The following is a 21,520-nucleotide window of genomic DNA, read 5'->3' as shown; positions in this document are numbered from 1 at the left end:
GGTGAAGAGAACCTAAGCGGGGTCAATGGACAGGCGGATTTTCCGACCGTCCCCCCGGTCGAACTCTCCGGCATCAGCTGGACACGAAACCGGCAATTGACCCCGGCCCGGCGGGGCGCTACGGTGACTTTCTCCGAGGCTCCAAACTGACTTGAGGACATACGCGCGCTTGCGGGGACTGAGTATTGGTTGAATGGGGTTACATATCGATGACGGCTCAAATGAGCATGTTCCTAACATATTGATAAACAAGCCGAAAAAACGATTTCAATGCAGAAAAGACCCGCAGATTGTTATGCGAATTAACCGGATACCACACTAGCCTCCCGCCCATGAGACGGGACTCCCTGGAGCGGGTCAACCGCGCCGCGATCCGGTGCCGGAAGTGCCCGCGGCTGGTGGCTTGGCGCGCCGATGCCGCCGCCAATCCGCCGCGGCGCTACCACGGCCAGCCCTACTGGGGCAAGCCCCTGCCGGGTTTCGGCGACGCTGCGGCGCGGCTCCTCATCGTCGGGCTCGCGCCCGCGGCCCACGGCGGCAACCGCACCGGCCGCATGTTCACCGGCGACCGCAGCGGCGACTGGTTGTACAGCGCGCTGTTCGAACACGGTTTCGCCAGCCAGGCCGAATCGCTACACCGCGACGACGGCCTGACGCTCGCGGACTGCTACATCTCCGCCGCGGTGCGTTGCGCTCCTCCCGGCAACAAGCCCGCCCCGGACGAGTTTCACAACTGCCGCGACTACCTGGTACGGGAGCTCAGGCTGCTGCCGCGCCTGCGCGTGGTCGTCGCCCTCGGGAAGATCGCCTTCGACTCCTACCTGAGGGCGGCCGTTGAAGTGGGCTGGGCGCTGCCGCGGCCGCGCCCGCGTTTCGGCCATGGCAGCCGTCACGAGATCACCGACGGCCTGACCCTGTTGGGCTCCTACCATCCCAGCCAGCAGAACACCTTCAGCGGAAAGCTGACGGTGCCCATGTTCCACGGCGTTTTCCGGCAGGTTCGCGCGCTTCTTGACGAAGACGTGTGACATACAAGAACGCTGCTTGTTGCCGCATCGCCGTGGCGGTTTCTGTTGCCCATTTCCCGTGGGGTCAGTATGCTGGTAACCGTTATCAACAAGCTGGCGGTGAAGGGCGAGAAGGAGGACTCGGAATGTCTATTGTGCGTTTGATACATGTCAATGTCGACCCCGGTCAGGCCGCGGATGCGGAACGCATCTGGAAGGAGGATTGCGCACCGCGCATGACCGGGCAGCAAGGTTGCAACTCCGAGCAGTTGCTCAAGTGCATCGATAGTCCGGGGGAATATATTTCCTACTCGGAATGGGATACCCAGGCGGACATCGATCGCTACCGCAAAAGCGAGGATCACCAAGCCATCCAGTCGCACGCGCGCTCTCTCCAAGGCGCGCGCGCCGTGGTAAAGCGGTACGAGCCCATCGACTGAGTCGTACCTCGAACCGAACAGGCGAGGAGGTACGAGCATGACGCTCGACAGGCGTGTGCGTTGCCTTTGGAGAGCCGCTGTCGCGCTCTTGGCATTGCTCGCGGCCGGCGGTCTCGGCGCGACAACGCCGGCGGGGGTTGCGAACGCGGGTGAGATCGTCCGTTCCGGCGAGATTGCGCAGGGCCTCACCAAGGGTTTCCGGGTCACCTTGCCGGCGATCCAGTTCGAGTTCGACTCCGACCGCCTGACCGCCAGCGCGCAAACACAGTTGGCCGAGCTGGTGAAGGCGTTGGGCGCGGAATCTCTCCAGTCCCGTTCATTCTCCATCCAGGGGCACACCGACAACACCGGGAGCGAGGAGTACAACAGGAGCCTGTCGCTGCGCCGGGCGCGCGCCGTGAAGCGCCGTATCGTCGACGCCACCGGAATCGCCGCCGAGCGGTTGGTGGAGGTGGGTTTCGGGGAGAGCCTGCCCATCCGCGGAGTCCCGCCCGAGGACCCACGCAACCGCAGGGTCGAGATCGTGAACCTCGGCGTGGTCACGCCGCCGAGCGCCTCGGGGAAACGCGCCCTGTTGATCGGCGTGGATGCCTACCGGCACCTCACGGGTCTGCTCGGGGCGCCGGTGAACGACGCCCGGGAGATGCGGGCGTTTCTGATCCGCCAACTCGGGTACCACTACGAGGACGTCAGGCTGCTCCTGGACGCCGACGCCACGCGGAGCCGTATTCTGGGCGCGATCCAGGACTGGCTGGTGGACGGCACCAAGCCTGGTGACGAGGTCTTTCTCTACTTCAGCGGGCACGGATCCCAGCAGCGCGACTCCGGCGGCGACGAACCCGACGGGCGTGACGAGACGCTGGTGCCGGCGGACGCCGCCTTGGGCGGCCGTGGGGAACTCGCGGGCACGATCACGGACGACGAGATGGCGGCGCTGCTCGGCCGCCTCGCGGGACGTCGAGTGCACGTCGTGCTCGATTCCGGCCACGCGGGCGCGGCGGCCGGAAGCCCGGGCGAACCCATGTACGTAAAGTCTCCCCGACTCCCGGACGGAGCGTCGGACCGGGTCGCCGCGACCAAGAGCATCGGCCCTTCCGCGGGAGCGGGGGAGCGCGAGTCGTTTCTCGCCTCCATCCATCCGGGCGTGACGGTATGGGCCGCGTCGCGGGTGGGCCAGCCGGCGCTGGTGGCCCGGGAAGTATCGGCATGGCCCGGCGGCAGCGTCGACCGGGGCAGTGTCTTTACGCGGTTGTTCCTGAGGGGCGTCGACGGAGGCAAGGCCGACGCGGACATGGACGGCACGGTGACGGTGCGGGAGTTGCGCCGATACCTCGTGGACGCGGCCAACGCGTATTGCCAACGGCATGTCGCCGACTGTGCGGGAGGGCTGACGCCGCAGCTCTTCGCCTCGGCGGAGCGCCTCGACGAGCCGGTGTTCGCCTCGGCGAACGCCATGGGCTTGTCCGCCACCGCCAGCTTCGTCAGGGAACTGCTGGCGCGGCCCCGGTCCCATCGGCCGGAGCCCGAAGAAGCGCGGGCCGCCGGCGGGCGGGGGCGCGTCCGGATCGAGATCCGGCCCAGTCCCATGGTCCTCGTCGGCGACGAGATCGAAGTGGTCGTGGAGAGCGAGCGGGCCGGGACCCTGGTGCTGCTGGACGTGGATACGGCCGGACGCCTGTACCAGCTCTTCCCGAATCGCTTGAGCGTGCAGGCCGGCGTGCCGAAGAGAATCCGCGCGGGCGAGCGTGTGGCCCTGCCGGGCAGACAATCCGGGTTGCGCGTCCAGGCGATACCGCCCGTCGGCCGGGGCATGCTGATCGCCGTGGTCTCGGAGGACAGCGCCGCGCTTGAAGAGTTGTCTTCACGGCACAAGGACCTGTTGGTCATCTCCAGACCGGAGGCCTACGTGGTGGAGCTCTCCGAAGTGCTGGGCGTCAACGGCCCCGCCGGAGAGGCCGGCGCGGCGCTCCGCGACAACTGGACGGTGGGCCAACTCGAATACGAGATCGTCCCGCGGCGTCGTTGAGTTCAAGGCCACATCGATCCGTCGTGATGGCGCCCGCGAACTTCTCTCCCCGGCCGCGCCGGGCCCGGCTGCAAGCACTCCTTCCCTTGCTGTGCCTGTGGGCGTTCTGGCTCCTTTCGGGTTGCGCCGTCACCAAGCCTCCCCCGGCGGCTTTAAGCTTCCACCTGCCCGCGGGCCTTCCGGAAGGTGCGCTGGTGGTGCCGGGCACCACCCTGTCCATCGGTGACGTTACCGTCACGGACGGCGAGGGAATGGCGCGCCGCCTTGAAAACGCCGAGGATTTCCTGGTCGCCGTCCAAGGGGGGGACTACGACCGCGAAACCGGACAGGTCCGCCTCAGCGCGGACCGCCGGCGGGTTCCGGAGACCGGCTACGAGATCGCCGTCTCCCTGGCGGCCGCGCCGGAGATCCGCGCCGTCCGGCGTTACCGTCCCGACTTCGCGCGCATCGAAGGTCCGGAGCCGGGCGACGTGACGGAACTTCACGTCCGGCTTCTCTGGAAGCAGCGGGACGAGGAGCACGAGATCCCCGCGGGCACCGCGCTCATCCCGGGCGAACGGTACCGGCTCGACATCACCGCACGCGACCGCGCAGGGCGGAGCTTCGCCCCCGGCGACGCCGGCTTCCCCATCCCGCGCTCGCGGCTCACGTTCGGGCTGACCCATTTCGCCAGTGCCGGCGACGACTGGACGACGCTGGTCGCCGAGGTTCCGGACAGCGAAGAGCCGTTCGGCGCGGCCATCGAGTACGGCGGCGGTCCGTCGAGGGTTCTCCGTTTCGATAACGATCCGGCCATCTGGCGCGGGCCGGATCGCGATGACGTGGCGTCCATGGAGTTTGCCGGGCCGCTGGCCGGGGTCCGGACGATCATACCGGGCGAAAGCGCCAGACTTGACCTTGGGGTGAAGGATACCGCCGGAAGGACCTGGGTCCTGGGCCGTGAAGGCCGAGGGTCGCACCTCGACAACACGTACCCGCTGCCCCCGGCCCGGTTGGCCGTTCGGGTGGTGAACGGGGTCTACGAGCCCAAGACCCATGTGGTGCGCTTCGCCGCGCCCAGGGCGTTGATCGGCCGCTCGCTCATCGTCTCGGTGGACTACCGTGGTTCACCCAAGGCCTCCCCCCTGTCGATCCGGCAACGGTACGCGCCCGACTTCCTCAGCATCGTCCCGCTCATGAAGCAGGAGGTGCTCTCTTTCATGGGGACGCCGGGACGGGCCGGCAGCGCCGGACGGGACGGCCGCGACGGGGCGCGCGGGCGCGACAACGGGCGCACGTTCGGGCGCGCCGGCGACGGCAGGTCCGGCGGACGCGGCGGTTTCGGCCAGCACGGCACGCATGGCGGCTACGGTCCGGACCTCCGGGTGGTGGCCCGCGAGGTACGCACGCTCGATGCCACGGAACGTCTCGTGCTGTTCGAGGTGCGCGCCCCCGGCAAGCCGCCCGCATACTACACTCGCCGTCTGCACGGTGCGCCCGTCACCATCCTCAGCCGGGGCGGCGACGGCGGTGACGGTGGCGCTGGGGGTGACGGCGGTCGCGGTGGGACCGGGGGCAACGGCTACTTCTCCGGCGATGGCGGCGACGGCGGTGACGGTGGCGACGGCGGTAACGGGGGCAACGGCGGAGAGGGCGGGAACATCACGGTGATACTCGCTACCCGTGAACTCGAGACCGCGTTCGTGCTCGACTGCGCCGGCGGACGCGGCGGCACCGGTGGCCGTGACGGTGCGCCCGGAAGGCCGGGTGCGCCGGGGAACATCCCGGAGGTCGACGCCTACATCGCGAATGACCCCTCCGCGTACAGGCCCGAACTCGGCGCCGGCGGCTACGAGGGCAACGCGGGGCGGTTCGGACAGGACGGCAACGGCGGCCGTAGCGGCAAGTGCATGATCGTCCCCGTGTCCGAGGAGACCGAAGAGGCCGCCGCCGTCATGGTCGACCGCGCGCCACGGGACCTGCTGGAGGTGATCCTCCACTGACCCGCCGGACGGTTGGAACGATGTGGAGAGGGTGAGGGGTCGGGAACGCTACGGCGCGGCGGCGCACTCGCGTCGTCTTTCCCAGTACTCGGAGATGTGCCGGCCGTTGGGATAGTGCCTGTAGTACTCGTCCACGAGGGCGCAGTTTCCCCTGACCTTCAGCCAGAAGCGGCTGTCGGCGTCGTCGAAGACCAGCGGCCTGACGAAACCTTGGTCCCGCGTCCGCGCGTCGGGCGAAACAGGCGCCGCGGCCGTGGGTTCCGAAGCGTCCGGGACTCCGTTGGCGGACCCGACGCGAAAGGCGAAACGCCCCTCCAGCGAGCTTGCCCACCACGGCTGCTGGCGGTTCTCCGTCCGTTCCCGCACGGTCTTTCGCACCCGCTTGAGGACATCCTCCACCTGCAGGTCGGGAAGTTCCATGGCCTCGACAAACGCCTGGGTAAACGGCGAGTAGATCGAGTTCACCCCGCGCCCGTCATAGGCAACCTTGCCCGGCGCCGCGGCGTAGGCGATCAAGGTGCCGGTGGGGGCGTCGATCACCTGCAACCCGCCCCGACCGATGGGGTTCTTGTCCGTACCGACCTTGAAAGGATTGTTGCGGCAGGCATCCAGCACCACGAGGTTCAGCCGGTTCTGCGCGTCGTCCATCTGGTCCAGCACCCACCACGCGGGCACCGCCTTGATGGCGAGGTGGCTTTCCTGGGTGATGGGCGCATCCAGGGGGATCAGGTAGTTGACGCCGCGCGACTGAACTCCGTGTCCGGAGTAGTAGAACAGCCCCTGGGCGTGGGGTCCCGCCCCGCGCAGGCGCCGGCCGAAGTCGATGATGGCCGACTCCATCGCCTCCTTGGTCAGGTTGGTCCCGTCGATGACGTCGAAGCCGACTCTTCGGAGGGCCGCCGACATCAGGGTCGCGTCGTTCACGGGGCTGTCGAGGGCGGCAATGCGCATGTACGCGCTGTTGCCGATGACCAGGGCGACCCGTTGGGACGCGGCCACGGGCCCAGTCCAAAGCAGCGCGAATGCCACGATCAACGCGAGCTTGAAGGCTGAAATGTTCGGCGACGATACCATGGCCTTGAGGATACTCTCCTGAGGGCGTGGATAGCGCACAACCCCGGGAAACGCAAGCATTGGCGGGCTGTTTCGCGGGCTTGGGCAATCGTCGTCCGATTCGTGCTATGGTAGCCGCGAGGAGAATTTGCCGATGGCGCGTGAAGCTTCGCAGGATTACCGGGACACCGAGGCCGAGCTCCGCAAACACGTGGAGGGCGAGGTCCGGTTCGACGCGTACTCGCGGCTGCTCTACGCCACGGACGCGTCCATCTACCAGGTGGAGCCCGTGGGCGTTGTCGTGCCCCGTCACAAGGGGGACGTCCAGGCGGTCATCGAGGTGGCCAACAAGCACCGGGTGCCGGTGCTGGCGCGGGGCGGCGGCACCTCGCTGGCGGGCCAGACGGTGGGCCACGCCATCGTCATGGACTTCTCCAAGTACATGAACCAGGTGCTCGAGGTGAACCGGGAGGAACTGTGGTGCCGGGTCCAGCCCGGCGTCGTGCAGGATGCCCTCAACACGCACGTGGCGCCCATGGGCATGCTCTTCGGCCCCGACACCTCCACCTCCAACCGGGCCACCATCGGCGGCATGATCGGCAACAATTCCGCCGGCGCCCACTCCATCGTCTACGGCAAGACCCTGGACCACGTGCTGGAGCTGACCGTGCTGCTGGCGGACGGCAGCGAGGTGGTGCTGCGCGACGTGCCGGCTGACAGTCTCGCCCACCAGCAGTCCGGCAAGGGACTCGAGAACCGCATCTACCGCGAACTTCCACCGCTGGTGGATTCGGCCAGCGCGCTCATCGCCGAGCGCTATCCCAAGCTCATGCGCCGGGTCTCGGGCTACAATCTGGACGAGTTCACCAAGGACCAGCCGTTCAACCTCGCGCGCCTGATCGTGGGCTCCGAAGGGACCCTGGCGTGCGTGGTGGAAGCGAAGATGCGTCTGGTGCCGAAGCCCAGGTTCACCGCGCTGGACGTCCTGCATTTCCACGACCTCCAGGACGCCCTGGGCGTGTCGGAAGCGATCCTCGCCACCAACCCCTACGCCATGGAGCTTACCGACAAGCCCATACTCGACCTGGCGCGCAACAACATCGAGCAGTCCAAGCGCCTGGGGTTCGTGCAGGGCGACCCCGACGCCATCCTCATGGTGGAGTACGACGGCGACACCGCCGAGGAAGTGCGCGACAAGGTGGACCGGCTGGAGGCGCTGCGACAGCGCGAGGGCATGGGCTACGCCGCGTCGGTGGCGTACGAGCCGGGCGAGGTGAACCGGATCTGGGGCGTGCGCAAGGCGGGGCTCGGGCTGCTGCTGGGCGTCAAGGGCGAGAAGAAGCCCATCGCCTTCGTCGAGGACACGGCGGTGGACCCGGTGAAGCTGCCGGAGTTCATCAAGCGCTTCCGCGAGGTCCTCGGCGGCCACGGGGTGCGCGCCGGCTACTACGGCCACTGCTCGGTGGGGTGCATGCACATCCGCCCGTTCATCAACCTCAAGGAGGCGGGCGAGGTGGAGAAGATGACGGTGATCTCGCGCGAGATCTCCGACCTGGTGATGGAGTTCGGCGGCGCCATGTCCGGGGAGCACGGCGACGGTCTGGCGCGCAGCCACCTGAACGAGAAGCTCTTCGGTCCCGAGCTGTACCAGGAGTTCCGCAAGGTCAAGCGCCTGTTCGACCCGCACAACCTGCTGAACCCCGGCAAGATCGTGGACGCCCCGCCCATGACCGACTCGTTGCGCTACGGCACGTCCTACAAGACGTGGCAGCCCCAGACCATGCTGGATTTCAGCGACCAGGGGGGCTTCGTGGCCGCGGTGGAGATGTGCAACGGCACCGGAGCGTGCCGCAAGACCCTGGGGGGCACCATGTGCCCCTCGTACATGGCCACCCTGGAGGAGAAGCACTCCACCCGCGGGCGCGCCACCGCGTTCCGCGCCGTGCTGTCGGGCAAGGTGCCGCGCTCGGAGTTCACCGGCGAGGGGTTGCACGAGGTGCTGGACCTGTGCCTCGAATGCAAGGGGTGCAAGGCCGAATGCCCGTCCAACGTGGACATGGCCAAGCTCAAGTACGAGTTCCTGTACCATTACCAGCAAGTCCACGGCGTGTCCCTGCGCAGCCGCCTGTTCGGACGCATCGGTTCCCTGAGCCGCTGGGGCTCGCTGCTGGCGCCCGTGGCCAACCGGGTCAACGGCAACCCGGTGAGCCGCTGGTTGCTGGACCGGCTCCTGGGCATCGATCGCCGGCGCCCGCTGCCGAGCTTCGCGCGCCACAACTTCGAGGACTGGTGGAAGCGGCATGGCGCCGCGGGCAACGGCTCCCGCGGCTCGGTGATCCTGTTCCACGACACCTTCAACACCTACAACACGCCCGACGTGGCGGTGGCGGCCACGCGCCTGCTGGAGCATTGCGGCTACCGCGTCATGACCGTGCCGCGGCGCTGCTGCGGCCGGCCGATGATCTCCAAGGGCATGCTCCAGGAGGCCAAGGACAACGCCGCCTGGAACGTCGCCCGGCTGCTGCCCCACGTGGAGCAGGGGGTGCGCGTGGTGGGCCTGGAGCCGTCCTGCATCCTGACGCTGCGCGACGAATACCCCGACCTGCTGCGCAACGAGCCGGCGCGCCTGGTGGCGGGCCGGACGCTGCTCATCGAGGAGCTGCTCATGGGCGACGACGTCGCAAGTTCGTTGACCAACGGCGGCTCGCCGAGACCGCCGGTGCTGCTGCACGGCCATTGCCACCAGAAGGCCTTGGTGGGCATGGCGCCGACGGTGTCGGTGCTGCGCGACGCCGGGCACGAGGTGCGCGAGGTGGACTCCGGCTGCTGCGGCATGGCCGGTTCCTTCGGCTTCGAGAAGGAGCACTACGACGTGTCCGTCACCATCGCCAACCGCCGTCTGGTGCCCGCCGTGGAGACGACACCGGAGGACGCGCGGGTGGTGGCCTCGGGCATCTCCTGCCGGCAGCAGATCGAGCACCTCACCGGACGCCGGGCGCTTCATCCCGTCGAGGTGCTGTGGGAGGACGCCCGGGAAGCCGGGGCCTGAGGGGATCATGGGCAGGATCGCGGCGTTGCGCTGTCCGCAGTGCGGCTGGGAGGCGGTGACCGACGACACCTTCGCGTGCGGCGCGTGCGGCGCCGTGCTGGAGGCGCACATGGACCTCGGGCACCTGACCCGCTCCGACGTGCGCGTCATCCGCACCAGCGCCGACAAGAGCCTGTGGCGCTGGTTCGATTTCTTCCCGGTGAAGAACCGCGGCTCGGTGGTGTCCCTGGGAGAGGGCTACACCCCGCTCACCCGGTGCCGCGGGCTCGGCGCGCACCTGGGGCTGGAGCGCCTCTACGTCAAGAACGACACGCTGCTTCCGTCGGGCTCCCTCAAGGACCGCAGCAACAGCGTGGGCATCTCCCGCGCCGTGGAGCTGGGCTTCGGCACCGCCGCGGTTCCGTCCACCGGCAACGCCGCCGCCTCGGTGGCGGCCTATGCCGCGGCCGCGGGCCTGCGCAGCGTGGTGTTGGTGCCGGCGGGCACGGACGCGGCCAAGGTGATCCAGGCGCGCGCCTGCGGCGCCACCGTCGTGACGGTGGACGCGGACCTCGACGGCATGGGCGCGTTCTACCGGGCGGCGGTCAAGGAGTTCGGCTGGTACGACTGCCTGTCCACGAACCCGTACCGCAACGAGGGCAAGAAGTCCTACGCCTTCGAGCTCTTCGACCAGTTGGACGAGCACGTGCCTCACTGGGTCATTCACCCCACAGCCGGAGGCGCGGGGCTGGTGGCCATGTGGAAGGGCTATCAGGAATTGCACGGCCTCGGCTGGGTGCACCGCTTCCCCCGGTTGGTGGCGGCGCAGAGCGCGGCCGCCGCGCCCATCGTCGCCGCCCTCGAGAGCGCCAGCGCCACCGTGGAGCCCGTGAGCGCGGGGGCCACGGTGGCCGAGAGCATCCGGGTGGGCAACCCGCATGCGCTGGGACTGCGCGCGCTGCGCGCCGTGCGCGCCAGCGGCGGCACCGGCGTGGCGCTGTCGGACGAGGAGATCCTCGTGGCCCAGGGGCTGCTGGCGCGCATGGCCGGCATCTTCGCCGAGCCCGCCGCCGCCACGTCTCTGGCCGCGGCCATCCGCCTGCGCGGCGAGGGCGTCATCGGCGCCGACGACCTGGTGGTGTGCAACGTCACCGGCCACGGGTTGAAGCAGGTCGGCAGCGTCGCCATGTCCACCGACGCGTTGGAGCCGATCGGGCCTGATCTGGATGTGTTGAGGGAGAGGCTGAAGGCAACGGGAAACGAAGGACAGCCATGAAGTTCGGATACTACCTGCTCAACACCTACGTTCCCGAGCTGGACGGCGACTCGCGGGAGCTCTACGCGCGCTGGCTGGAACAGATCGATGCCGCCGAGAGCCTGGGCTTCGACAGCCTCTGGGTCACCGAGCATCACTTCCGGCTCTTCGGCGGCATGATGCCCAGCCCGCAGATGCTGCTGTCCGCCGCCTCCCAGCGCACCCAACGCCTCCGGCTCGGTTCAGCGGTGTCCCTCGTGCCCATGCACCACCCGCTTCAGATCGCCGAAGAGTACGCCATGCTCGACCTTCTCTGCGACGGACGGGTGCTCTTCGGTGCCGGCCGGGGCATGAGTCCCCACGAGTACGAGGTGTACGGGTACGACTGGAGCACGGCGCAGCCCCGGCTCGTGGAAGCCCTGGATGTCATCCGCATGGCCTGGACGGAGGAGACCGTGGAGTGGGACGGCGAGTTCTTCAGCTACCACGGCATGACCGTGCGCCCGCGCCCGCGCCAGCAGCCGCATCCGCCCATCTACGTGCCCGCCAACCGCGACCTGGACAACTTCCGCATGATCGGCAGCCACGGCTACCACCTCATGACCCTGCCGTGGATCGGCAGCAACGCCGAGCAGCGTCCGCGCATCGAGGTCTACCTCGAAAGCCTGCGGGACGCCGGGTACTCCGAGGAAGACCACGACGTCTTCGTCATGTACCCGATCTACGTCGGCGAGGACGACGGCCACGCCCGCGCCGAGGTGGAGGACGCCTGGCACCGCTGGCGCGAGTTCGCCCTCGACGAGGTGCGCCTTGACCCCGCGCGCGTGCCCATGCTGGACAAGATCTACGCGCGTCTGGCCTACGACGCCATGGTGCAGGACAACCGCGGCGTGTTCGGCGGCCCCGATACCTGCATCGAGCACCTCCGGTCCATCATCGACGTGGTGGGCCCCACCCACATCGGACTCTGCTTCCACTTCGGCGGCCTCAAGCAGGAGAAGGTCCTGGCATCCATGGAGCGCTTCAGCCGCCACGTGGCGCCGGCGTTCCAGGACACCGGACCCGCGTAGCTCGCGCGTCCCGGGACCGGAGGCCGAGGCTGAATCTCGGTCGAGACTACTTTTGCTTCCCGGGATACACCGCGGGGACGAAGGTCTGGTCCGTGATGGGCGGGCGGACATAGGCGCCGGCATCCGTGCGTTTAGGCAGCTTGATCGGTTCGGGCGTCCTATCCTCATAGGGGATCATGCTCAGCAGATGGCTGATGCAGTTGAGCCGCGCGTGTTTCTTCACGTCCGCTTCAACCACGTACCACGGTGCCTGCTTGATGTCGGTGTGGGCGAACATCTCGTCCTTGGCCCTCGAATAGTCGACCCAGCGCCGCCGTGATTCCAGGTCCATCGGGCTCAGCTTCCAGCGTTTGTGCTTGAGCTGGAGCCGGCTCCGGAAGCGCCGTTCCTGTTCCTCGTCGGAGATCGAGAACCAGTACTTGATCACGGTGATGCCGGAGCGGACCAGCATGCGCTCGAACTCCGGGCAGCTACGCAGGAACTCCTGGTATTCCTCGTGGGTGCAGAAGCCCATGACCCTCTCGACTCCGGCCCGGTTGTACCAACTCCGGTCGAACAGCACCATCTCCCCCGCGGCCGGCAGGTGAGGCACGTAGCGCTGAAAATACCATTGGGTCTTTTCGCGTTCGGTGGGCGCCGGCAACGCCACCACGCGGCAGATCCGCGGGCTCAGGTGCTGGGTGATGCGCTTGATGACGCCGCCCTTGCCCGCCGCGTCGCGACCCTCGAACAGCACCACCACCTTCAGCCCGTGCTGCTTGATCCATTCGAGCATGGTGACCAGCTCGATCTGGAGCCTGAGCAGCTCTTTCTCGTAACGCTTGTTGTCCATCTTCCCGGATGGAGCCGCAACCGCGCCGGCACTGTCACGAGCCGTTTTCTTCGACGTCTTCTCACGCTTGTTCGTTATGGCCATGCCTGCTCCCTTGGAACGCACATGAAATCGTCGCTCCGGTGACTCGTAACGCACAGAGACAAGCGAAGCGACGCGCGCTCGTCCAGCGTCTCGTCCTCTATCCGCCTCATCGTACTACCGTCCGCCCACGCCCCGCAGGCGATACTGCTGGTTCCTCGCTGTCGGCGACTCCGGGCGAGTCATTTCGACCAATCCGGCGTCGAGCGCCGGTCGAATGTAGTTTCTGCGAAGCGTCGGACGGTGCGACAGTCCGAGCGCTGCCAGGAGTTGAGTGGCAGATTTCGGGCCGCCCCGGAGTGCGGCGAGCAATCGGGTTACTTGGTCGCTTACCTGGTCGCTTACTTGGTCGGTGGCACCGAAACCGCGAACGGCTTCAAGAATGGCCTCCAGCATGAAAATGATGAACGGGGTGCTTTCGCCGTGGGCGGAACTGGTCCGGATTGCGTCGTAGTACTCGTTCTGTCGTGCATGTACCAGACTTTCAACCGGGACATGAGCGAACAGAGGCTTCCACCGCGTCAGGACCAAGGTCTGCCAGAGTCGACCCATCCTGCCGTTACCGTCCTCGAAGGGATGAATGAACTCGAACTCGTAGTGAAACACGGAGCTGGCAATGACCGGGTGCTCTTCGGTGCTGTCCAACCACGAAAGCAGGTTCGACATGAGGTGCGGCACGCGGTCAGCCGGAGGGCCGATGTGGTGTACTTCCGCGGGTCCCATTACGCCCACGCCGCCGCGCCGGTAGCGGCCCGGAGCGTCCAGCAACCCGGCCATCAGTACGCCGTGCGCGTTCAGCAGATCGGCCTCGCGGCCGGGGTTCCATCGCGGGAACTGTTCATAGGCCTTGATGGCGTTGCGGACTTCCTGAATTTCCCGAAGCGGCGCGATCACCGGTTTGCCTTCGAGGATGGTCGAGACCTGTTCTTCCGTGAGGGTGTTGCCTTCGATGGCCAGCGAACCGTGAATGGTGCGGATACGATTGGCGCGGCGCAGCAGAAGGTCCGCCCGAACCGCTGCGTCTTCCGCCCGCCCGATGGCTTCGCCGATCCGTTCGGCAAGGTCGAGAATGGTCGAGTTGAGGGCGTATGGGGGTGTCGTGATCGTCATACGCCCAAGAGGGTCCACGGTCATCCGCTTCCTTCCGTAGAAGAGACTGATTGCCCAATTTCAGCGAAACCGCGGTAAAGTGCAACGGATGCGGAAGACCGAGGCAATGCTGGGCTCCCTGCTCAGTCTCATGCCTTTGTGCTAGACTTGGCGAAATGCGTGTTTGGAAGCCCACGGGACGTTTGAAACCATGAACGCGGCCGACTTTCGTCAAGAGGCCGCCGAGGTGATCGCGCGGCACGCGGAGCTGGAATCGGACGCGGTGGCGCGCATGCTGACGGTGCCGCCCAGGCCGGACATGGGCGATTTCGCCTTCCCGTGCTTCACGCTGGCCAAGAAGCTGCGCAAGGCGCCGCCGCTCATCGCGCAGGAGCTCGCGGAGAAGGCGTCGGCGGACCTGGACCTCCTGTCCGGCGCCGACGCGGCGGGGGGCTACGTCAACCTGTCGGTGGACCGCACGCGTTTCGCCGAGGCGGTGCTGCGCGAGGCGGCAGCGGCGGGGGAGGCCTACGGCCGCTGCGAGGACGGCGCGGGCGAGACCGTCGCCATCGACTACTCGTCGCCCAACATCGCCAAGCCTTTCCACGTGGGACACCTGCGCTCCACCATCATCGGCGGGGCGCTGGTGCGCATCTTCGAGGCCCTGGGCCATGAGGTCGTGGGCATCAACCATGTGGGCGACTGGGGCACCCAGTTCGGCCGGCAGATCACCGGGCTCAAGCACTTCGGCAAGCCCGGCGACGAGAACGACCTGATGAGCCTCAACCGGCTCTACGTCAAGTTTCACGAAGTCGCCGACGGCGCGCCGGAGCTGGTGGAGGAGGCGCGCGAGTGGTTCCGCCGCCAGGAAGCCGGCGATCCGGAGGCGCTGGAGCTGTGGCGCCGCATTCGCGACACCAGCCTCGACTATTTCAAGCACATCTACGAGCGATTGGGCGTGCGCTTCGACTCCTACACCGGCGAGTCGTTCTTCAACGACAAGATGGACGCCGTCATCGAGGAGGCCCGCGCCAAGGGGCTGGCCACGGAGTCCGACGGCGCCCTCATCATCGACCTGTCGGGAGAGGGCATCGATACGCCCGCGCTCCTGGAAAAGGCCGACGGCACCACCCTGTACCTGACCCGGGATGTGGCGGCGGCGCGCTACCGCCACGACACCTACGGCTGCGACCGCATCGTCTACGTGGTGGCCAGCGGCCAGTCGCTCCATTTTCACCAGCTCTTCACGGTCCTGAAGCTCCTGGGACACCCTTGGTGGCAAGACTGTGTGCACGTGAACTTCGGCCTGGTGCAGGGCATGTCCACCCGCCAGGGCAACGTCATCTACCTGGAGGAACTGCTGGACGAGGCCCGGCAACGGGCGCTGACGTACATGCGCGAGCAGATCGAGAAGCGCCTGGAACTCGACGACGAGGAAACCGTGGCGGAAGCCGTGGGCATCGCCGCCATCTTCTTCGCCGACCTGTCCAAGCAGCGCATCAAGGACTACCGCTTCGACTGGGACCTGGCCATCTCCTTCGACGGCGACACCGGCCCGTATCTCATGAGCGCCCACGCGCGCATCGCCGGCATCCTGCGCAACTGCGGCCTCGAGCCCGACCCGGAGGCCGACGTGAGCCCGCTGGTGGAGCCCGAGGCGCACCGGTTGGTGAGCCTGGTGGCCCGTTACCCCGACGTGTTGCGGGAGGCGGGACGCCTCTACGAGCCTTCGGTCCTGTGCAACTACCTGTTGGAGCTGGCGCGCGGCCTGCACGGCAGTTACGCGGTGCTGCGCGTCAAGGGGGAGGAAACGGGCAAGGCGCAGGCGCGGCTGCTGCTTTTCACCGCGGTGAAGCAGGTGCTCCGGAGCGGCCTGACGATCCTCGGCATACGGCCACTGGAACGGATGTAGCCGGTGAAACTTCTGTTGACCAACGATGACGGCATCGACGCGCCGGGCCTGGAGGTGCTGGAGAGGGCGGTGCGCGAGTGGGCCGACCCGGTGGTGGTGGCACCGGCCGTGGGGAAGTCGGGCGTCGGCCACCAGGTGACCACGGACCGGCCCATTCCCGTGGAACAGCGCGACGCGCGTCACTACAGCGTGGAGGGGATGCCCGCGGATTGCGTCCGGATCGGGCTCACGGAGATCGTTCCGGATGCGGCATGGGTGCTGGCGGGGGTGAACCGGGGAGCGAACCTCGGGGCCGACGTCTACATCTCGGGCACGGTGGCCGCGGCGCGGGAGGCGGCGTTGCTGGGCTGCCGCGCGCTGGCAATTTCCCAGTACGTCGCCAAGGGCTTGGAACTGGACTGGGATGCGGTGTTCCGCAGGGCCGCGCTGCTGCTCCGGCGGCTGCTGACCACGGAGCTCTCCCAGGGCGAGTACTGGAACGCCAACATGCCGCATCTGCCCGAGGAAGCAGAGGTGGACGCCGTGGTCTGCCCCCTGGACACCCGGCCCCTGGGCGTGGCTTACCGCAGAGAGGACGGCGCGTTCATCTACCAGGCGGAGTATCGCAAGCGCCCGCGGCAGCCCGGCCGGGACGTGGACGTGTGCCTGGGCGGGCGCATCGCGGTCACGCGGCTGGTGCTGGACATCGCCGGCGCGGCGGTGAACCCCGACCCGAGCGCGTTGGAAGAGGCCGCCGGCCGGGTGCGAACGCTGTAGGAACTTCTGGGAGAACCATGGCTTACGTAGACGTGTTTCGGACGGTAGATGTCACCACCCTGGCCGTGGTCAAGTCCGTCCTCGACGGTGCCGGCATCACCTATGTGGTGCAGGGCGAATCGGCGCTAAGCCTGTTGCCGGTGGGGCCGCTGTGGGGCGGGTTCGGCTCCGCGGGCATGGCTGCCACCATCCAGGTGCCGGAAGAAGAAGCCGAGGACGCGCTGGAACTGCTGCAGGAAGTCACCGATCCGGACCCGGATACGGAATGACGACCGCCGCACCACCCGCTTTACCTGCCGAACGCATGGCCGCAACCGCTCCGCCGCATCCCTGAGGTGGTCCCACTTCCGCTCCGCCCCCTTCGAGAAGACCTCCTTCATCTCCTCCACCGCTCGCTGTTTCCAGATGCTCACCTGGTTCGGGTGGATCTCGTGCCGCGTGGCGATCTCCTGGATCGTCTTGTCCCCCCGCGGCGCCTCCAGGGCTGCCATCGCTTGAAGTCCCCGCTGAACCGTCGTCGTGTGCCATCGTGTATCCCTCCCTGAGTCGGTGGAATACACCTTGGCAACCTGTCCGATTTTCCGGGACCACCTCACTTTCCGGCAATATGTGTGCATGTGGAATATCATGTGCATGTGAAATAGGAATTTCTGTTTTGACTATTTCGCCTCATAAGGGATAATTGCTGTCAGTTCTGGGATGTGTCGAGAACGCCGGTGTTGGCCGTTCCCGCCTTGATGGGCGTTCGTTAGGGTTACGGAAGGAGCGGAAAATGAACTTGACGACCGGAGCCTGTTGCGGACGTGAGGGTGTTCGGATTCCGCGCGGCTACGTCACGGTGGCGGTGCTGGTGCTGGTGGCACTGACGGTGCTGCTGGTCCGGCCGGAGGCCGGGCGGGCGTCCGTCCTCCCGGACGAGCGAGGGAACGTGCGCGGTCCGGGCTCCGCTCAGGCGCTGACGCAGCCGGGATCGAGACAGCGTTTCAGCCCACGGACGGAACCGGTGACGCACGCCCCGGCCACGGGAAGGCCGGACTTCTCGGGTGTCCTTCGGGTGGGCGAGACGCTGAGGGCCGTTACCGGGGGGATCAACGATCGCGACGGGCTGGACCGGACGGCCTTCTCGTACCAGTGGCTGGCGGACGACGTGTCCATCGCGAACGCGACGAGTGCGACCTACACGCTGACGGCGGCGGAGCAGGGGAAACGGATCAAGCTCACGGTGAGCTTCACGGACAACGTGGGGGAGGCGGAATCGGTCACGAGCGTGGCCAGGGGGCCGGTAGTGGCGGCGAGTGTGCAGAACCAGGCCCCCACCGGGTTGCCGGTCATCTCCGGGACGGTGCAAGTGGGATACACGCTGACGGCGGGCACGTCGGGCATCGACGACGGCGACGGCCTCACCACCGGGCAGTTGAGCTATCAATGGCTGCGGGACGATGTGCCGTTGGTGGGGCAGACGGGCAGGTCGTACCTGGTGGAGACATCGGATGTGGGCCATAACCTGAGGGTGCGTGTGTATTTCACGGACGACAGGGGGACGGCGGAAACGCTGACGAGTGTGGCGACCGTGGCGGTCCCGGCGGATGTGCCGAGCAAGGGCGACGTTCGGTTGTTCGGCGACCGGGTGGTGACCGCCTACAACGGCAGTTACTGGGGGTCGGTGTGCGCCGTGGACCGCGACAGCGAGCTACGCAAGCGGATCGCGCAAGTAGCGTGTCGCCAGTTGGGACGCCGCGGCGGAGAATACCGTGAGATTATTGGTATTCCCCCCAATCCGGTCATGTTCGAAATCGACTGTCAAGGCACGGAAAGCCGCCTGGACGCCTGTACGCACAACTTCGACAGCGATACTTGCGACGGTAGCGACGCTTTCGGCGTTCGCTGTACGGACGACACCGGGCCTGGCGACAGTTTTGTCAAGATCAGGGGCGAGGTGCGAGTGGGTAGCGTGCTGACCGCGGACGTCGATGACGACTATACCGAAGACGTCGAGAGCGTCCAGTGGTTCGTGGACAGTGTGGCGGTCACAGGGGAGACGGCGTCGACGTACACGGTCAGGGCGGCGGATCTGCGTAAGCGGATCAAGGTCGACGCGAGGATCGTCTTTGGCAATACCAGACGCACGTATAGCTCGCCCGCGACCAACCCGGTACAGCCGGCATCGACGACGCTCCGCCTGAACCAGCCACCGGTGGGTGTGCCGCTGATCACCGGTGATGCGCGGGTGGCGCGGACGTTGACGGCGGACACCTCGGGGATATCGGATCCGGACGGGCCCGAGGAACTGGACTTCGGCTACCAGTGGTATTCGAATGGGGTGGCAGTGTCCGGGAGGACGGCATCCACGTACACGGTCAGGGCGGAGGACGAGGGGAGGCGCATCCTGGTCTGGGTAAACCACACGGACGCGCGCGGATTCGAGAACAGGCTGAGGAGCGCGGAGACACGGGCGGTGTTGCCGTCGAACCGCCTTCCCAGTGGCAGGCCGGAGGTCATGGGCAGTCCCAAGGTTGGCAATGTGTTGACCGCGGATACGTCGAAGATCTCGGATCCCGACGGGCCATCCACGTTGAGGTTCAGCTATCAATGGCTCGGAAACGATCAGCCCATCACAGGGGCGCTGAGCGCGACGTACACGCTGGCGACCGCGCAGTTGGGGCAGCGTATCAAGGTGCGGGTGAGTTTTACCGACGGTGCCGGCAACGCCGAGATGCTCACCAGCCCGGAGACCGTGACGGTGCTGGCGGCGAACACGGCCAACCAGCGACCCTCCGGCACGTTGACGATGTCTCTTTCCGGAAGCTGGACGGTGAACAGGGGCAGCTTGACGGTGGGGAACGTGGAGATATCGGACCCGGATGGCCCCGGTGATCTTGCGGCGGCGCTGCTGCTTCCGGGCAGCTACGAGTGGGTGGCTGACGATGAGGTGGCGGGGAGCGGGATGTCGTTTTCACTGACCCCCGACGTCGCGGGCAAGCGCATCATTCTGCGGGTTTCGTTTACCGACGGCGCGGGCATGGGCGAGACCTTTTCAAGCGAGCCGGGCGGCCCGGCCTATTGGCGGGTTGCCGCCACCGGGCGGCCCGGGATCGGCGGCGGTCCCTACCGTGTAGGGGAATCACTGACGGCGACGACGGCGGGGATCGTCGAGCCGGACGGCATCGACGAAACCAGTCTTGCCTACGAGTGGTTTGGGGACGGAACGGCGATCGCGAATGCCATCGGCTCGACGTACACGCTGACGGCGACCGAAGTGAACAAGCGCATCAAGGTGCGGGTGAGTTTCACCGATGGAGCGGGCGACAGCGAAGAGCTTACGAGCCTGGAGGTGGGGCCGGTGCTTGCGCAGGGGACGCAGGACCAACCGGCCACGGGCACGGTGACCGTCGAGGGGACGCCGCGGCTGGGCCGGACTCTGACGGCGGTGACGGATGGTGTGTCCGATGCCGACGGACTGAGCTCGGTGCGGTTCGAGTTCCAGTGGCTGGCGGACAACGTGGCGATATCGGGAGCGACGGGCCGCACGCACGGACTGACGGATCCGGAGCTGGGGAAGCGCATCAGCGTGCGGGTAACCTTTAACGACGACGGCGGTTTTCCCCAGACGATCACGAGCGCGCAGACGGCAGCGGTGCGGTCGGGGGCGGCGCCTACCGGCAGGCCGGAGATCAGCGGTGTCCTTCGGGTGGGCGAGACGCTGAGGGCCGTTACCGGGGGGATCAACGATCGCGACGGGCTGGACCGGACGGCCTTCGTGTACCAGTGGCTGGCGGACGACGTGTCCATCGCGAACGCGACGAGTGCGACCTACACGCTGACGGCGGCGGAGCAGGGGAAACGGATCAAGCTCACGGTGAGCTTCACGGACAACGTGGGGGAGGTGGAATCGGTAACGAGTGTGGCCAGGGGGCCGGTAGTGGCGGCGAGTGTGCAGAACCAGGCCCCCACCGGGTTGCCGGTGGTCTCCGGGACGGTGCGAGTGGGATACACGCTGACGGCGGACACGTCGGGCATCGGCGACGCGGACGGCCTCAACGATCCGCGGTTGTTCTACGAGTGGCTGCGGAACGACGCGCAGTTGGTGGGGCAGACGGGCAGGTCGTACCTGGTGGAGACATCCGATGTGGGCCATCGCCTGAAGGTGCGGGTGAATTTCACGGACGACAGGGGGACGGCGGAAACGCTGACGAGTGTGGCGACCGTGGCGGTCCCGGCGGATGTGCCGAGCAAGGGCGACGTTCGGTTGCTCGTCGACTGGGTGGTGACCGCCTACAACGGCAGCGAATGGGGGACGGTGTGCGCCGTGGACCGCGACAGCGAGCGACGCGAGCGGATCGCGCAAGTAGCGTGTCGCCAGTTGGGCCGCCGCGACGGAGAATACCGTCAGGTTAGTGGCACTATCCCCGTTCCGGTCATGTACGATATCGACTGTCAAGGCACGGAAACCCGCCTGGACGCCTGTACGCACAACTTCGACAGCGATAATTGCGACGGTTCCGACGCTATCGGCGTTCGCTGTACGGACGACACCGGGCCTGGCGACAGCCTTGTCAAGATCAGGGGCGAGGTGCGCGTGGGTGAGGTGCTGACCGCGGAGTACAGATTTACCGACATTGTTACCAGCGTCGGGTACGAGTGGTTCGTGGACAACGTGGTGGTGGAGGGGGAGACGGCGTCGACGTACACGGTCAGGGCGGCGAATCTGCGTAAGCGGATCAAGGTCAACGCGAGGGTCGCCCTTGGCAATCGCAGATACACGTATAGCTCGCCCGCGACCAACCCGGTACAGCCGGTATTGGTGACGGAGGTAGAGAACCGGGCACCGGCGGGAGTGCCTGTAATAATGGGTACGGTGGCATTGGGGCAGAGGTTGACGGTGGACACGACGGGGATAACGGATGGGGACGGGCCGGAGGAGCTGGAATTCAGCTACCAGTGGTATTCGGGCGGGGTGGCGGTGTCGGGGCGGACGTTAGCGACGTACGT

14 protein-coding genes are annotated in these 21,520 nt (G+C 67.1%); 11 read left to right on the top strand and 3 right to left on the bottom strand.

Going from position 1 to position 21,520, the window contains the following annotated elements:
* Positions 1–332: 332 nt before the first annotated feature.
* The 4 genes from OXF11_01810 to OXF11_01795 are packed head-to-tail and all read left to right on the top strand — an operon-like array spanning position 333 to position 5,455.
* Positions 333–1,028: a uracil-DNA glycosylase gene (locus OXF11_01810; GenBank protein ID MCY4485834.1), complete on the top strand. Its 696-nt coding sequence runs from the start codon at positions 333–335 to the stop codon at positions 1,026–1,028.
* Positions 1,025–1,447, top strand: coding sequence for an antibiotic biosynthesis monooxygenase (locus OXF11_01805; protein ID MCY4485833.1), 423 nt, complete (start codon positions 1,025–1,027; stop codon positions 1,445–1,447). The genes OXF11_01810 and OXF11_01805 overlap by 4 nt, the downstream gene beginning before the upstream one ends.
* 37 nt (positions 1,448–1,484) lie before the next feature.
* Positions 1,485–3,473: a caspase family protein gene (locus tag OXF11_01800; GenBank protein MCY4485832.1), complete on the top strand. Its 1,989-nt coding sequence runs from the start codon at positions 1,485–1,487 to the stop codon at positions 3,471–3,473.
* 26 nt (positions 3,474–3,499) lie between these two features.
* Complete coding sequence (locus OXF11_01795) at positions 3,500–5,455, top strand: hypothetical protein (GenBank protein ID MCY4485831.1); 1,956 nt, start codon at positions 3,500–3,502, stop codon at positions 5,453–5,455.
* A gap of 48 nt (positions 5,456–5,503) precedes the next feature.
* Here the strand turns inward: OXF11_01795 and OXF11_01790 are convergent, their stop codons facing one another.
* A complete protein-coding gene (locus OXF11_01790) occupies positions 5,504–6,529 on the bottom strand; it encodes a caspase family protein (protein ID MCY4485830.1) in 1,026 nt (341 codons plus the stop codon).
* A 133-nt stretch (positions 6,530–6,662) separates the two neighbouring features.
* Here OXF11_01790 and OXF11_01785 point away from each other — a divergent pair, with 133 nt between their 5' ends.
* Genes OXF11_01785 through OXF11_01775 form a run of 3 tightly spaced genes read left to right on the top strand, consistent with a single transcriptional unit; the run spans position 6,663 to position 11,861 of the window.
* A complete protein-coding gene (locus tag OXF11_01785; protein ID MCY4485829.1) occupies positions 6,663–9,557 on the top strand; it encodes an FAD-binding protein in 2,895 nt (964 codons plus the stop codon).
* Between the two features lie 7 nt (positions 9,558–9,564).
* Positions 9,565–10,812: a threonine synthase gene (locus OXF11_01780; protein MCY4485828.1), complete on the top strand. Its 1,248-nt coding sequence runs from the start codon at positions 9,565–9,567 to the stop codon at positions 10,810–10,812.
* On the top strand, positions 10,809–11,861 hold the full coding sequence (locus OXF11_01775; GenBank protein ID MCY4485827.1) for an LLM class flavin-dependent oxidoreductase: 1,053 nt from the start codon (positions 10,809–10,811) through the stop codon (positions 11,859–11,861). Before OXF11_01780 ends, OXF11_01775 begins: the two co-directional genes overlap by 4 nt.
* Before the next feature lie 46 nt (positions 11,862–11,907).
* On the opposite strand, the gene ppk2 is transcribed toward OXF11_01775, so the two are convergent.
* A complete protein-coding gene (ppk2, locus tag OXF11_01770) occupies positions 11,908–12,693 on the bottom strand; it encodes a polyphosphate kinase 2 (GenBank protein ID MCY4485826.1) in 786 nt (261 codons plus the stop codon).
* A gap of 198 nt (positions 12,694–12,891) precedes the next feature.
* Positions 12,892–13,884: a Fic family protein gene (locus tag OXF11_01765; protein MCY4485825.1), complete on the bottom strand. Its 993-nt coding sequence runs from the start codon at positions 13,882–13,884 to the stop codon at positions 12,892–12,894.
* 190 nt (positions 13,885–14,074) lie between these two features.
* Between OXF11_01765 and argS the strand changes: the two genes are divergently transcribed.
* From argS to OXF11_01745, 4 genes are all read left to right on the top strand, one after another.
* Positions 14,075–15,775 (top strand): arginine--tRNA ligase, encoded by a 1,701-nt coding sequence (gene argS / locus OXF11_01760; protein ID MCY4485824.1) that lies wholly within the window; start codon positions 14,075–14,077, stop codon positions 15,773–15,775.
* A gap of 3 nt (positions 15,776–15,778) precedes the next feature.
* Positions 15,779–16,531 (top strand): 5'/3'-nucleotidase SurE, encoded by a 753-nt coding sequence (gene surE / locus OXF11_01755; GenBank protein ID MCY4485823.1) that lies wholly within the window; start codon positions 15,779–15,781, stop codon positions 16,529–16,531.
* Positions 16,532–16,548: 17 nt separating this feature from the next.
* Positions 16,549–16,800, top strand: coding sequence for a DUF2007 domain-containing protein (locus OXF11_01750; protein MCY4485822.1), 252 nt, complete (start codon positions 16,549–16,551; stop codon positions 16,798–16,800).
* 503 nt (positions 16,801–17,303) lie between these two features.
* Positions 17,304–21,520, top strand: a 4,217-nt coding sequence (locus tag OXF11_01745) for a hypothetical protein (GenBank protein MCY4485821.1), incomplete at its 3' end; no start/stop codon positions are given.

The organism is Deltaproteobacteria bacterium, from assembly GCA_026712905.1.
GTDB lineage: Bacteria > Desulfobacterota > Binatia > UBA9968 > JAJDTQ01 > JAJDTQ01.
This window is presented reverse-complemented; position numbering and strand designations above follow the sequence as displayed.